Here is a 13,007-nt window from a genome sequence, read left to right on the forward strand (position 1 = left end):
ATGAGGGATGCAGCACAGCGGCGGCTGCCCGCCGTCGACGAAAAGCGAAAGGCGAAAGGCAGCGGTCGGCGGTTCCATCTCACGGAGGAGGAGTCATGGCTCAGTTCAGTGCGGCGCAAGGTGCGCCGGCAGCATCCGCTTACGACGATGCGCAGTCGGGCAACGCAGGCGTGGACGGCGACGTCCTCGTGCCCGCGGGCTACAGCGAGCGTCTCTACAACCACGACCTCGCGCCGTTGCGTCACCAGACCTGGGGCGCCTACAACATCTTCGCGTTCTGGATGTCGGACGTGCACAGCGTGGGCGGCTACGTGTTCGCGGGCAGTCTCTTCGCGCTGGGCCTCACGAGCTGGCAGGTGCTGATCGCGCTGCTCGTGGGCATCGGCATCGTGAACGTGCTGTGCAATCTCATCGCACGGCCCAGCCAGATGCATGGCGTGCCGTACCCCGTGGCGTGCCGCGCGACCTTCGGCGTGCTCGGCGCGAACATTCCCGCCGTGATCCGCGGGCTCATCGCGGTGGCGTGGTACGGCATCCAGACCTACCTTGCGTCGAGCGCGCTCGTCATCGTCGTGCTCAAGTTCTTCCCGCAACTGATGCCGTATGCCGACCTGCATCGGCATGGCTTCGCAGGTCTTTCGGCGCTCGGCTGGACCGGCTTTATGACGCTCTGGGTCTTGCAGGCGCTGGTGTTCTGGAACGGCATGGAGACCATCAAGAAGTTCATCGACTTCGCCGGCCCCGCCGTCTACGTGGTGATGTTCGTGCTGGCGGGCTACATGGTGTGGCGCGCGGGCTGGAACAACATCGGCATCAACCTCGGCGGAGTGAAGTATCACGGCATGGAGGTGCTGCCCGTCATGGTGACGGCCATCTCGCTCGTGGTCTCGTATTTCTCGGGACCGATGCTGAACTTCGGCGACTTCTCGCGCTACGGCAAGAGTTTTCGCAGCGTGCAGCGCGGCAACTTCTGGGGGCTGCCCGTCAACTTCCTCGCGTTCTCGCTCGTGACGGTAGTGACCACGTCGGCCACGCTGCCGGTGTTCGGACAACTGATTACCGACCCCGTCGAAACGGTGGGTCGCATCGATCAGCCCACGGCCGTGGTGCTGGGCGCGTTGACCTTCACCATCGCCACCATCGGCATCAACATCGTCGCGAACTTCGTGTCGCCGGCATTCGACTTTTCGAACGTCGCGCCGCGTCTCATCAGCTGGCGCGCAGGCGGCATGCTGGCGGCAGTGGCCTCCGTCTTCATCACGCCGTGGAACCTCTTCAACAACCCGGCCGTGATCCATTACACGCTCGACGTGCTGGGCAGCTTCATCGGGCCGCTCTACGGCGTGCTCGTGACCGACTTCTACCTCGTGAAGCGCCAGAAGCTCGATACAGCCGACCTCTACACCGTGTCGCCGACGGGCGCTTACTGGTACCGCAACGGCGTCAACTATCGGGCGGTGGCCGCGCTACTGCCCGCGGCGCTGATCGCGGTGGCGTGTGTGCTCGTACCTCACCTCGATAGCCTCGCGAACTTCTCGTGGTTCATCGGCGCGGGGCTGGGCGCGGTTTTTTATCGAGCGATGGCGGTCACGCGCTGATCGCTCAACCTTGGGAGTCACCATGCGCATCAAGCTCATCAATCCGAACACCACCCAGCGCATGACCGATGCAATGGGCCGCTGCGCGCGCGACGTCGCGGCGGCAGGCACCGAAGTCGTGGCGGTCAGCCCGACCATGGGGCCGCCTTCCATCGAAGGCTATTACGACGAGGCGATGGCCACGCCGGGCCTGCTCGCCGAAGTGGCCGCGGGCGAACGCGAAGGCTTCGATGCCTACGTGATCGCCTGTTTCGGCGACCCCGGGCTGTACGCAGCACGCGAGCTGGCGCGCGGGCCGGTGATCGGCATTGCCGAGGCCGCGATGCACGCGGCGAGCGTGCTGGCACCGGGCTTTTCGGTGGTGACGACGCTGGCCCGCACACGGTCGATGGCCTGGCATCTGGCCGAGCGCTACGGCATGCGGCGCTTCTGCCGCAACGTGCGCGCGACCGACGTCGCGGTGCTCGATCTGGATCGGCCCGGTTCGGCGGCACGCGAGCTGATCGTGGACGAATGCCACCGGGCACTCGACGAAGACGGCGCCGAGGCCATCGTGCTGGGCTGTGCCGGCATGGCCGAGCTGTGCGCCTACGTGGAAGACGCCGTGGGCGTGCCGGTGGTAGAGGGCGTGACGGCCGCGGTGAAGTGGGCCGAAGCGCTCGTCACGTTGCGGCTCGGCACGGCCAAGCGCGGCGACTTCGCGCGGCCGCTTCCGAAGCGTTACGACGGCGACTTCGAACGCTTCAGCCCCGGCGATGACGGCGTGCCGGATGGGGAGGTGCCGAAGACGGCGTATCGGTTCGGCTGAGGTTTGGTTGTGATGGACGCGAGGTCGGCGATGGCGGGCAATGAGCGCTCCCGTCGCAAACAGCGCATGGCAGCGACTGCATAGCGGCAGCACCATGTCGACACCGTGTCAGCTTCGGGCACCACGCCCACGTCACATTTGCGCACCGCACATACATCGCCGCTGACGGGCACTATCTCGCCCGCTGTATGGGCGCTTCGGGCCGATTTCGCTACACTGGTCCGGTCCTGAAGGCGGGCGCTATCGGCGCATTGCGCGGGCTGCACATCGGCCCCTCACCGCCACCCTGTACCGCCTTCTTCCGTTCCGACACTTGCGTTCCATCATGACACTCGACTCTCACTATCCCCGCGATCTGGCCGGCTACGGCCGTCATCCCGTGCAGGCCGACTGGCCCGGCCGCGCGCGCGTTGCGGTGCAGTTCGTCCTCAACTACGAAGAAGGCGGCGAGAACTGCGTGCTGCACGGCGACCCGGCGTCCGAGCAGTTCCTCTCCGAGATCGTGGGCGCAGCGGCGTATCCGTCGCGCCACATGAGCATGGAGTCGATCTACGAATACGGTTCGCGCGCCGGCGTGTGGCGCATTCTGCGCGAGTTCGAAAAGCGCGGCCTGCCGCTTACGGTGTTCGGCATCGGCATGGCGATGGAGCGCAACCCCGAGGTCGCGAAAGCGTTCGTCGAACTGGGCCACGAGATTGCGTGTCACGGCTATCGCTGGATTCACTATCAGGACATGGCGCCCGAGCGCGAAGCGGAACACATGCGGCTCGGCATGCAGGCCATCGAGCGCGTCACGGGCGTGCGGCCGCTCGGCTGGTACACCGGGCGCGACAGTCCGAACACACACCGGCTCGTCGCCGAATACGGCGGCTTTCTCTACGACTCCGACTACTACGGCGACGACCTGCCGTTCTGGATGGACGTGGAAGTCACGGGCGGCGCCAAGGTGCCGCAGCTCATCGTGCCGTACACGCTCGACACCAACGACATGCGCTTCGCGACGCCGCAGGGCTTCAACACCGCGGACCACTTCTTCACCTACCTGCGCGACGCCTTCGACGTGCTCTACGAAGAGGGCGCCGAAGCGCCGAAGATGATGTCGGTGGGCATGCATTGCCGGCTGCTGGGCCGCCCGGGGCGTTTTCGCGCGTTGCAGCGCTTTCTCGATCACATCGAGCAGCACGACCGCGTGTGGGTGACGCGCCGCATCGACATCGCGCGCCATTGGCGCGAGCGGCATCCGTATGCGCAGACGGGCCGCGGAGCCGCGGCATGAAGGCCATGCGCCATACCCTCGACCAGATCAACACGCTGCCTGTCGGCGCGTTCGTCGCGGCGCTCTCGGGCATCTTCGAACATTCGCCGTGGGTGCCCGAGGCTGTCGCGGGCGAGCGGCCGTTCGCGAGCATCGACGCGCTGCATCGCGCGATGTCGAAGGCCGTGGAAACGGCGGGCGAAGCGAGGCAGCTTGCGCTCGTCAACGCGCACCCGGAACTGGCAGGCAAGGCCGCGGTGCGTGGCGAGTTGACCGCCGAATCCACGCGCGAGCAGAGCGGCGCGGGGCTCGATCAATGCACGCAGGAAGAGTTCGACCGGCTTCAGCAGTTGAACCGCACGTACCGCGAAAAATTCGGCTTTCCGTTCATTCTCGCCGTGCGCGGCTACGACCGGCACGGCATCATCGCGAACTTCGAAGCACGCGTGAACAACAGCCGCGCCGACGAATTGCGCGCGAGCCTCGACCAGATTTACCGCATCGCGCGCTTCAGGCTCGACGAACTCATCGACGAGCCGGCGCCGCGTGCCTGACGGCCTCACACACACCGACCGTTGCCAAAGACGGCATCTCCCGACACAGACACACCAAGGAAGACAACGATGGCACTCCCGATTCTCGATCCCAACGCGCCCGACTTCACGCGCCGCTACGTCAATCTCGCGGACCCGCGCCTGGGCGCCGCGGCGCTCGAGGCCAGCGACGATTTCTTCGCGCCGAAGGACCGCATGCTGAATCCCGAGCCGGCCGTCTTCATTCCGGGCAAGTACGACGAGCACGGCAAGTGGATGGACGGCTGGGAAACGCGCCGCAAGCGCACGGCAGGCTACGACTGGTGCATCGTGAAGCTCGCGCGGCCGGGCGTCATCAAGGGACTCGACATCGATACGAGCCACTTCACGGGCAACTTCCCGCCCGCGGCGTCCATCGAGGCCGCGTATGTGGTTGACGGTGCGCCCGGCGCCGCCACGCAGTGGACCGAGATCGTGCCGTCCACCACGCTTCAGGGCAACAGCCACCACTACGTCGACGTGACGAACACGGGCGTCTTCACGCACCTGCGCGTGAACATCTATCCCGACGGCGGCATTGCGCGGCTGCGCGTGTACGGGCAGCCGCAGGTGGACCGGTCGGGCGCGAGCCGCAGCGAACTGTTCGATCTGGCCGCGATGGAAAACGGCGCCTACGTGGTGGCCGCGAACAACCAGCATTTCGGCGCGGCCTCGAGCCTCCTCATGCCGGGCCGCGGCGTCAACATGGGCGACGGCTGGGAAACGCGCCGCCGCCGTGAGCCGGGCAACGACTGGGCCATCATCGCGCTCGCGCAGCCCGGCGTGATCCGCAAGATCGAAGTGGACACGGCGCACTTCAAGGGCAACTATCCGGACCGCTGCTCGGTTCAGGCCGCACGCGTGACGGGCGGCACCGACAGCTCGCTCGTCACGCAGGCGATGTTCTGGCCCGTGCTGCTCGGCGAACAGAAATTGCAGATGGACGCGCAGCATTATTTCGAAGCGGAACTGGCGGCGCTCGGTCCCGTGACGCACGTGCGCTTCAACATCATTCCGGATGGCGGCGTCTCGCGTCTGCGTCTGTGGGGCACGCTGGCATGAGCACAGCAACCATGAAGATGCTCGCAATCGAGCCGCTCACGCGCGCTGCGTTCGCGCCGTTCGGCGACGTGATCGAACTGGAGGGCGCGAAGCAGATTCCCATCAACCTCGGCACCACGATGCGCTATCACGACCTCGCGAAGGTCGACGTGGCCGACGAAGGCGGCCGTCCGCTCGTCAATCTCTTTCGCGGCCAGCCGCGGCGGTTGCCCTTCGAGGTGAAGATGCTGGAGCGTCATCCGCTCGGCTCACAGGCGTTCGTGCCGCTCAACGACCGGCCGTATCTGGTCGTCGTGGCGCCGGCGGGCGTGCTCGACCCGCGCGGCATTCGCGCCTTCGTGACGAGCGGCTGGCAGGGCGTGAACTACGCGAAGGGCGTCTGGCACCATCCGCTCATCGCGCTCGGCGAGGTGAGCGACTTCATCGTGGTGGATCGCGGCGGCGATGGGCTCAACCTCAACGAGCAGGACCTCGAAGAATCGCTGTGGCTCACGGAAGAGGCGTTGAAAGCGGTGGTTCGTTGAACGCGCGTTGAGTCGGGGTCGCCGCTGGTGGAAGGCGATAACGGTGCGTGCGTGGAAAGAAGAACGGCCCGCGGCTGAATTGGCCGCGGGCTTTTTTGTACCCGGACGTCGAGGAACGATCTGGGGTGAGCGCGCGATGCCTGCGCCGCTTTGTTCTGCGCGAGGCGAGGAGGCGTTGCGGATAGCGATGGCGCTACGCAGTTCGCGCGGCGATGTCGATTGCCATGAGCATGGCGAGTCGAACGGTACGGGGGACTGAGCCAGCGGTCCGCCCATCAAGCAACGCCATCGAGCCACACCACCAACGTCGCAAGCAAAAAAGCCCGACCATCGCGCTCCATCTGGCGATCGCCGGGCCACCCCGCTGCGGCATCGACTGCCGTTGCCGCTCTCTCATCTCGTCACTGCGCAGCCCCACCCTGGAACCACGCCGCGATCTTCATCCGCTCCTCGTCGGTCATGTGCGTGACGTTGCCGAGCGGCATCGCCTTCAACGTCACGGCCTGCTGGTAGAGCCGCTGCGCGTTCTGCGAAATCTCCGCGGGCGTGTCGAACATCACGCCGGCCGGCGCGCTGCCCATGAGCGTCGGGTGCGCCGAGTGGCACGCTACGCAGCGCTGTTGCAGGATGGGCGCGATATCGGCGACCTTGACGCGCGGCGCGTTGGCCGCTTCGGCCTGCGGGACGACGGGGCGCGGCAAGGTCCATGCGAGCGCCGCAGCCAGCAGCGCGACGCCGCCGACGGGCAGATACCAGAGCACCTGGCCGCGGTGGCGCATCACAAAGAACTGACGGATCAGCGCGCCGGCCAGCATGATGACGGCGAGCACCGCCCAATTGTAGGCGTGCGTGTAGGTCATCGCGTAGTGGTTCGAGAGCATCGCGAACACGACAGGCAGCGTGAAGTACGTGTTGTGCACGGAACGTTGCTTGCCGCGCTTGCCGTAGATGGGGTTCGGCGTGTCGCCCTTGAGCATGGCGTCCACCATCTTGCGCTGCCCCGGAATGATGACGAAGAACACGTTCGCGGACATGATGGTCGCGAGCATGGCACCCACGATCAGATAGGCGGCACGCCCCGCGAACACATGGCAGGCGAGCCAGGCGGCGGCCAGCACGTAGAGCCCCACGCACACGCCCAGCAGCTTGTCGCGGTTGCCGAGCACGCGGCACAGCGAGTCGTAGACGATCCAGCCCGCCATCAAAAAACCGAGCGCCGACGCGATGGCCACCACGGGGCCCATGTCGAGCACGTTTTTGTCGATGAGGTAGGTGTTCGGCGCGCTGAGGTAGAGCACGGTGAAGAGCGCGAAGCCCGACATCCACGTGGTGTACGACGGCCACTTCGACCAGTGCAGGTCTTCAGGCATTTCAGGTGGCGCGACGGTGTACTTCTGCATGTTGTAGAAGCCGCCGCCGTGCACGTGCCAGAGTTCGCCGAACACGCCGCGCTGGCGCTGCTTCGGGTCTTTCGGCGGCTTCAGGCTGTTGTCGAGCGCGACGAAGTAAAACGACTCGCCGATCCAGGCAATCGCGACGATTACGTGAAGCCAGCGGATCGCGAGGTTCAGCCAGTCGGTGATAAAGCCTTCCATGAAACGCCTCCACTCCTGATTCTTTCTATGCCGGAACGCGCCGATGCGATAGGGCGGCGGCGTGGCCGCGCGTGCAGGCCTTCGGTTCCGGTGGTGCGGGTTGATCGATGAACGTGTGCTGCGGCGCTCGCATACACAGCGCGGCGCCTGCGTGACGACTTCAGCTGCCGCGATACGTGCTGTAGGACCACGGCGAGACGAGCAGCGGCACGTGGTAGTGCGCGTTGGCGTCGGCAATGCCGAAGCGCAGCACGACGCGATCGACGAAGCGCGGCTGCGGCAGTTGCGCGCCTGTGGCCGCGAAATAGTCGCCCGCGTGAAAGACGAGTTCGTATTCGCCCGTCGCGAACGACGCGCCTTCGAGCAGCGGTTCGTCGCAGCGTCCGTCGTGGTTGGTGGTGGTGGTTTTCAGCGCGCGGCGCGTGTCGCCCGCCAGCGCGAAGAGTTCGACCTTGACGCCAGCGCCGGGACGGCCGTTGGCGGTGTCGAGCACGTGGGTAGTGAGCTTGCCCATTCGCAGTTTCCTTGTGTCGGTTCGACCTGTGTGCGAGGTTTCGGCGGCAGCCCGATCCGATCCAGAACTGCTGGCGGCGGATCGAGGCTCCACGTCAGTGGCTACATACCCGTCGGCGGATCGATGCGAGCGCCGTGAGGGTGATTCTATGAACGATCGCCGGTTCCGCGGGCGAGCGATAGGAAAGATAATGCCAGCGGCATGTGCGGCGCGCCCGTGCGCCGCGCGGTAGCGCAGGACGAGGCACGGATCGCCCCCTGCTTCCGATCGTACCGGCACCAAAATTGACCGTTATATCGCCACGCTGAGGGCGGGTATCGCAGCGGCGCGCATTGCCAGGGCAATTTTGGCCGTCGAAGGTTACGCCATGCGCAGCACGGCTGCGCGTCCCGAAGACGGCGGCACGCCGGGTAACCGGGCCAGCGGCGTTCAGAACGGAACGCGTCGGCACGGTGCGTGCCGGGGCATTGCGTTCGGACAGCCTTTCAGGCGCCGCGCCGCATCAAACGAACGGCGGGCACACGGACGGGAGAGAGACGAATGGCAATGCAGCAGGACGAGCACAGGGCAGCAGCAAGTCAGGTGGGACAGGCGGAACAAGCGGGGCAGGCGGCGCAGAGGGCGTACACGGCGCACCCGGCCCCGGCAGGCGACCCCGCATTGCACGCAGGCAAAGGCGAGCCATGCGCCGCCCGGACGCTGCTCGTGAAGCACGCGGACATGCTGGTCACGATGGATGGCGCAAGGCGCGAGATACGCGACGGCGGCCTCTACGTCGAAGGCAACCGCATCGTCGCGGTGGGCGCCACGAACGAGCTGCCCGCCGAGGCCGACGAGGTGCTGGACCTGCGCGGCCACATCGTGATGCCGGGCCTCGTCAACACGCATCACCACATGTATCAGAGCCTGACGCGCGCCGTGCCGGCTGCGCAGAACGCCGAGCTGTTCGGCTGGCTCACGAGCCTGTACCGCGTCTGGGCCAACCTGAGCCCGGAGATGATCGAGGTGTCCACGCTCACGGCGATGGCCGAACTGCTGCTTTCGGGCTGCACCACGTCGAGCGACCACCTCTATCTCTACCCGAACGGTAGCCGGCTCGACGACAGCATCGCTGCGGCGCGACGGATCGGCATGCGCTTTCACGCGAGCCGCGGCAGCATGAGCGTGGGGCAGAAGGACGGCGGACTGCCGCCCGATGCGGTGGTGGAGCGCGAAGACGCGATTCTGGCCGACACGCAGCGCGTGATCGAGACGTATCACGACGACGGGCGCTACGCGATGCTGCGCGTGGTCGTGGCACCGTGCTCGCCGTTCTCGGTGAGCCGTGACCTGATGCGCGAGTCCGCGAAGCTGGCGCGGCACTACGGCGTGTCACTGCATACGCATCTGGCCGAAAACGTGAACGACGTGGCTTATAGCCGCGAGAAGTTCGGCATGACGCCTGCTCAGTATGCCGAAGACCTGGGCTGGGTCGGGCATGACGTCTGGCATGCGCACTGCGTGCAGCTCGACGACGCGGGCATCGCGCTCTTTGCACGCACGGGAACGGGCGTCGCGCATTGCCCGTGCTCGAACATGCGGCTGGCCTCGGGCATCGCGCCGGTCGGCAGGATGCGGCGCGCCGGCGTGCCGGTCGGGCTGGGCGTGGACGGCTCCGCGTCCAACGACGGCGCGCAGATGGTGGCCGAGGCGCGCCAGGCGCTGCTGCTCGCGCGGGTCGGCTTCGGGCCGGACGCGATGACGGCCCGCGAGGCGCTCGAAATCGCGACGCTGGGCGGAGCACGCGTGCTGGGCCGCAACGACATCGGCGCGCTCGCGCCCGGCATGGCCGCGGACTTCGTGGCCTTCGACCTGCGCCAGCCGCTTTTTGCGGGCGCCCTGCACGATCCGGTGGCAGCGCTCGTGTTTTGCGCGCCGTCGCAGGTGGCGCTGAGCGTGATAGACGGACGCGTCGTCGTGAAGGACGGTGTGCTGCAAACGGTGGAACTGGGCCCCGTGATCGAGCGGCACAACCGGCTGGCCGCCGAACTGGCGACCGCAGCCGGGTGAGGTGAAGCGGGGATCGAGGAAGCGGGCTGCGCGTAGCAGAAGCGCAGCCGCCGCGCGCGGGCCTTTCCGATCAGGCCTTCCCGCTCAGGCTTTTTCGATCAACGCGCGTGTGGCTTCGGCCACGAGCCCGCGCAGCCAGCGCACTTCGTCGGAGTAATGGCAGCGCTCGTGCCAGAGCTGGTAGTACTGCATGGGCGGGAAATCGAGCGGCGCGGGCACCACGGTGAGCGGCAGGAATTTCGCGTAGTGGTCGGCGAAGAGCCGCGTCGTGGTGAAGATCAGGTCGGACTTGACCAGCACGTAGGGCGCGAGATTGAAGTACGGCAGCGTGACAACCACGTGGCGCTTCAACCGCTCGCGGGCCAGATGCACGTCGATCGCGCCGCGCTGGCCCACGGAATAGGGCGTGGGCGCGAGGTGCGGCGCGTTGAGGTACAGGTCGAGCGTGAGCGTGCCGCGTCGCGCGAACGGATGCGTGTTGCTCATGAGGCACACGATCTGGTCCACGAACAGGTTGGAGAGATGCAGCTGCTCGGGCGGCTCGGGCCAGTTGCCCACCACGATGTCGAGCTTGCCTTCTTCCAGCGCGAGTTCGTAGTCGAAGGCAGGACCGAGCGAGTGGAATTCGAGCGTCGCGTTGGGCGCGGCGAGCCGGAAGCGCTCGATCACCGTGGGCACGAACAGCACGTTGAGGTAGTCCGGGCAACCGATGCGGTAGCAGCGGATCGAGGTGGCCGGGTCGAACGTGTGCTGCTGGAAGCGGATGCGCTCGATTTCGCGCAGCGCGTTCTGCACGGGCTCGAGCAGGCGCAGGCCGTATTCGGTGGGCACCATGCCGGACTTGCCGCGCACGAGGAGTGGGTCGCCCGTGATGTCGCGCAGGCGGCGCAGCGCAGCGCTGATGGCCGGCTGGGACTGGTTGAGCTTGACGGCCGCGCGCGTGACGCTGCGCTCCATCAAGAGGGTGTGCAGGACGCGCAACAGGTACGTGTCGATCGCCTCGCGTTGCTGACTCATGAACTCTCCGGACTATATGGGCTGGCTGATCGAGTGGTGGGGTGGGTATATGGTTTTTAGTATGGACAGAAAAGGCCGTCAAGGGAGAGTTACCCGCAAAGCCAGGACCGGCGCGGCCTCCCGGCATTTTTGAAGGCTCGACTGGCGGCGGCCTGATCGGGTATCGTCACCGGCGGCGCGGCGTGCCGCGCGGGCCGTCGTCCAGCCGGCCGCGTGCTTCGGAACCCGGCGCGGTTCGGTTCGCAGCCCGGTTCGCCTTGCAGTCACTACGTAACACGGAAACACATGAGCGATTCATCTTCACGCGGCCTCGCAGGCGAGGGCACGGCAAGCACCGCGGCAGGCACGGCTCAAGGCACGGGCCTGCGCGGGGCCGTCCCGCGGCTTGCGCTCAGCAGCATCACGAAGCAATACCCCGCGGTGCTCGCCAACGACGACGTGACGCTCACCGTGGCGCCCGGCGAGATTCACGCCGTGCTGGGCGAAAACGGCGCCGGCAAGAGCACGCTCATGAAGATCATCTACGGCGCCGTGCGTCCCGATGCGGGCGAAATCCGCTGGGAAGGCGAGAGCGTCGAGATCGCGAGCCCGGCCGCCGCGCGGCGCCTCGGCATCGGCATGGTGTTCCAGCATTTTTCGTTGTTCGAAACGCTGACGGTGGGCGAGAACATCGCGCTTTCGCTCGACGAGCCCTTCGATCTGAAGGCACTCGCGCGACGCATTCGTGAGGTGTCCGCGCAATACGGGCTCGACATCGATCCGCAGCGCCACGTGCATAGCCTCACGGTAGGCGAGCGGCAGCGCGTGGAGATCGTGCGCTGCCTGCTGCAGAACCCGCGCCTGCTCATCATGGACGAGCCCACTTCCGTGCTCACGCCGCAAGCCGTGCGCAAGCTGTTCGAAACGCTTCGGCGCCTCGCGGCCGAGGGCTGCAGCATCCTCTACATCAGTCACAAGCTCGACGAAATCCAGGAACTCTGCGATACGGCCACCGTGATGCGCGGCGGTCGCGTGACGGGCCGCGTGACGCCGCGCGAGGAAACGCACGCGTCGCTCGCGCAACTGATGGTGGGGCACTCGCTGCCCGACTACACGCGCCGCGCGCATACGCCGGGCGACGTGCTGCTCGACGTGAAGCATCTGACGGTGGCAAGCGACGACCCGTTCGGCACCTCGCTGGAAGACGTGTCGTTCGCCGTGCACGCGGGCGAGATTCTCGGCATCGCGGGCGTGTCGGGCAACGGCCAGGCGGAGTTGCTCGCGGCGCTCTCGGGCGAGCGGCGCGGCGCCGACGCGCATGCCGTGACGATCTGCGGCAAGGTTGCCGGCAAGCTGTCGGCCGGTGCGCGGCGCGCGCTCGGCTTCGCCTTCGTGCCCGAAGAGCGGCTGGGTCGCGGCGCCGTGCCGGCGATGTCGCTCGCGCAGAACGCGCTCCTCACCGCGCACCGTCAAAAGATGGTGCGCTCGGGCTGGATCAGCACGCGTGCCATGCGCGACTTCGCGAAGCGCTGCATCGACTCGTTCGACGTGCGCTGCGGCGGCCCGGACGCGCTCGCGCAAAGCCTCTCGGGCGGCAATCTGCAGAAGTTCATCGTGGGACGCGAGATCCTGCAGGCGCCGAAGGTGCTCGTGGTGGCGCAGCCCACATGGGGCGTCGACGTGGGCGCGGCGTCGTTCATCCGTCAGCAGTTGCTCGATCTCTCGGCAAGCGGCGTGGCGATACTCGTGATTTCGGAGGAACTCGAAGAGCTGTTCGACATCTGCGATCGCATCGCGGTGCTCGCGCGTGGCCGGCTGTCGCCGGCGCGCCGCACGGGCGACACCAACGCGGAAGAGATCGGCCGCTGGATGGCCGGGCTCTTCGGCGAGCGCGCGAACGCGGTGCCGGGCGGCTCCGGCGAACCGGCGCACGCATAGGGGCGCCGCGCTTCGATTCGACCCGCCCGTCGCCCCCATTCCCAGCGGCATGCGGGCATCGACAACAACACAGAACAACGCCTCACCACACGCATC

11 protein-coding genes are annotated in these 13,007 nt (G+C 66.9%); 8 read left to right on the forward strand and 3 right to left on the reverse strand.

Annotated features, from left to right (window positions below; translation table 11 throughout):
• Positions 1 to 95: 95 nt before the first annotated feature.
• The 6 genes from U0042_RS10045 to U0042_RS10070 all read left to right on the forward strand — a co-directional run bounded on the left by U0042_RS10045 (position 96) and on the right by U0042_RS10070 (position 5,819).
• On the forward strand, positions 96 to 1,598 hold the full coding sequence (locus U0042_RS10045; protein WP_114814944.1) for an NCS1 family nucleobase:cation symporter-1: 1,503 nt from the start codon (positions 96 to 98) through the stop codon (positions 1,596 to 1,598).
• Between the two features lie 22 nt (positions 1,599 to 1,620).
• Entirely contained in the window at positions 1,621 to 2,406 is a 786-nt protein-coding gene (locus U0042_RS10050) for an aspartate/glutamate racemase family protein (RefSeq protein ID WP_114814945.1), read from the forward strand.
• Positions 2,407 to 2,731: 325 nt separating this feature from the next.
• The gene (puuE, locus tag U0042_RS10055) at positions 2,732 to 3,682 is read left to right on the forward strand and encodes an allantoinase PuuE (RefSeq protein WP_114814946.1); all 951 of its coding nucleotides are present in this window, start codon (positions 2,732 to 2,734) and stop codon (positions 3,680 to 3,682) included.
• Positions 3,679 to 4,215, forward strand: a complete 537-nt coding sequence (gene uraD / locus U0042_RS10060) for a 2-oxo-4-hydroxy-4-carboxy-5-ureidoimidazoline decarboxylase (RefSeq protein ID WP_114814947.1) — start codon at positions 3,679 to 3,681, stop codon at positions 4,213 to 4,215. The genes puuE and uraD overlap by 4 nt, the downstream gene beginning before the upstream one ends.
• A gap of 69 nt (positions 4,216 to 4,284) precedes the next feature.
• Positions 4,285 to 5,295: an allantoicase gene (alc, locus tag U0042_RS10065; protein WP_114814948.1), complete on the forward strand. Its 1,011-nt coding sequence runs from the start codon at positions 4,285 to 4,287 to the stop codon at positions 5,293 to 5,295.
• A gap of 11 nt (positions 5,296 to 5,306) precedes the next feature.
• On the forward strand, positions 5,307 to 5,819 hold the full coding sequence (locus U0042_RS10070) for an ureidoglycolate lyase (RefSeq protein ID WP_114814949.1): 513 nt from the start codon (positions 5,307 to 5,309) through the stop codon (positions 5,817 to 5,819).
• A gap of 401 nt (positions 5,820 to 6,220) precedes the next feature.
• On the opposite strand, the gene U0042_RS10075 is transcribed toward U0042_RS10070, so the two are convergent.
• Both U0042_RS10075 and uraH read right to left on the reverse strand, forming a co-directional pair.
• Positions 6,221 to 7,414: a urate hydroxylase PuuD gene (locus tag U0042_RS10075; RefSeq protein WP_114814951.1), complete on the reverse strand. Its 1,194-nt coding sequence runs from the start codon at positions 7,412 to 7,414 to the stop codon at positions 6,221 to 6,223.
• A 160-nt stretch (positions 7,415 to 7,574) separates the two neighbouring features.
• Complete coding sequence (gene uraH, locus U0042_RS10080; protein ID WP_114814952.1) at positions 7,575 to 7,928, reverse strand: hydroxyisourate hydrolase; 354 nt, start codon at positions 7,926 to 7,928, stop codon at positions 7,575 to 7,577.
• A gap of 540 nt (positions 7,929 to 8,468) precedes the next feature.
• Between uraH and U0042_RS10085 the strand changes: the two genes are divergently transcribed.
• Positions 8,469 to 9,977, forward strand: a complete 1,509-nt coding sequence (locus U0042_RS10085; protein WP_269814069.1) for an 8-oxoguanine deaminase — start codon at positions 8,469 to 8,471, stop codon at positions 9,975 to 9,977.
• Positions 9,978 to 10,061: 84 nt separating this feature from the next.
• Here the strand turns inward: U0042_RS10085 and U0042_RS10090 are convergent, their stop codons facing one another.
• Positions 10,062 to 10,994 carry a LysR substrate-binding domain-containing protein gene (locus U0042_RS10090; RefSeq protein WP_114814953.1) on the reverse strand — a complete coding sequence of 311 codons (933 nt, stop codon included), beginning with the start codon at positions 10,992 to 10,994 and terminating at the stop codon, positions 10,062 to 10,064.
• A gap of 285 nt (positions 10,995 to 11,279) precedes the next feature.
• On the opposite strand from U0042_RS10090, the gene U0042_RS10095 reads away from it, so the two are divergent.
• Positions 11,280 to 12,911, forward strand: a complete 1,632-nt coding sequence (locus tag U0042_RS10095; RefSeq protein ID WP_198665426.1) for an ABC transporter ATP-binding protein — start codon at positions 11,280 to 11,282, stop codon at positions 12,909 to 12,911.
• The last annotated feature ends 96 nt before the right edge of the window (positions 12,912 to 13,007 follow it).

The sequence above is a fragment of the Paraburkholderia kururiensis genome, assembly GCF_034424375.1.
GTDB classification, from domain to species: domain Bacteria; phylum Pseudomonadota; class Gammaproteobacteria; order Burkholderiales; family Burkholderiaceae; genus Paraburkholderia; species Paraburkholderia kururiensis_A.

Bases quoted from the DNA above. Each gene is read 5' to 3' on its own strand.
- U0042_RS10045 (WP_114814944.1), top strand. From the start codon at position 96: ATGGCTCAGTTCAGTGCGGCGCAAGGTGCGCCGGCAGCATCCGCTTAC.
- U0042_RS10050 (WP_114814945.1), top strand. From the start codon at position 1,621: ATGCGCATCAAGCTCATCAATCCGAACACCACCCAGCGCATGACCGAT.
- puuE (WP_114814946.1), top strand. From the start codon at position 2,732: ATGACACTCGACTCTCACTATCCCCGCGATCTGGCCGGCTACGGCCGT.
- uraD (WP_114814947.1), top strand. From the start codon at position 3,679: ATGAAGGCCATGCGCCATACCCTCGACCAGATCAACACGCTGCCTGTC.
- alc (WP_114814948.1), top strand. From the start codon at position 4,285: ATGGCACTCCCGATTCTCGATCCCAACGCGCCCGACTTCACGCGCCGC.
- U0042_RS10070 (WP_114814949.1), top strand. From the start codon at position 5,307: ATGAAGATGCTCGCAATCGAGCCGCTCACGCGCGCTGCGTTCGCGCCG.
- U0042_RS10075 (WP_114814951.1), bottom strand. From the start codon at position 7,414: ATGGAAGGCTTTATCACCGACTGGCTGAACCTCGCGATCCGCTGGCTT.
- uraH (WP_114814952.1), bottom strand. From the start codon at position 7,928: ATGGGCAAGCTCACTACCCACGTGCTCGACACCGCCAACGGCCGTCCC.
- U0042_RS10085 (WP_269814069.1), top strand. From the start codon at position 8,469: ATGGCAATGCAGCAGGACGAGCACAGGGCAGCAGCAAGTCAGGTGGGA.
- U0042_RS10090 (WP_114814953.1), bottom strand. From the start codon at position 10,994: ATGAGTCAGCAACGCGAGGCGATCGACACGTACCTGTTGCGCGTCCTG.
- U0042_RS10095 (WP_198665426.1), top strand. From the start codon at position 11,280: ATGAGCGATTCATCTTCACGCGGCCTCGCAGGCGAGGGCACGGCAAGC.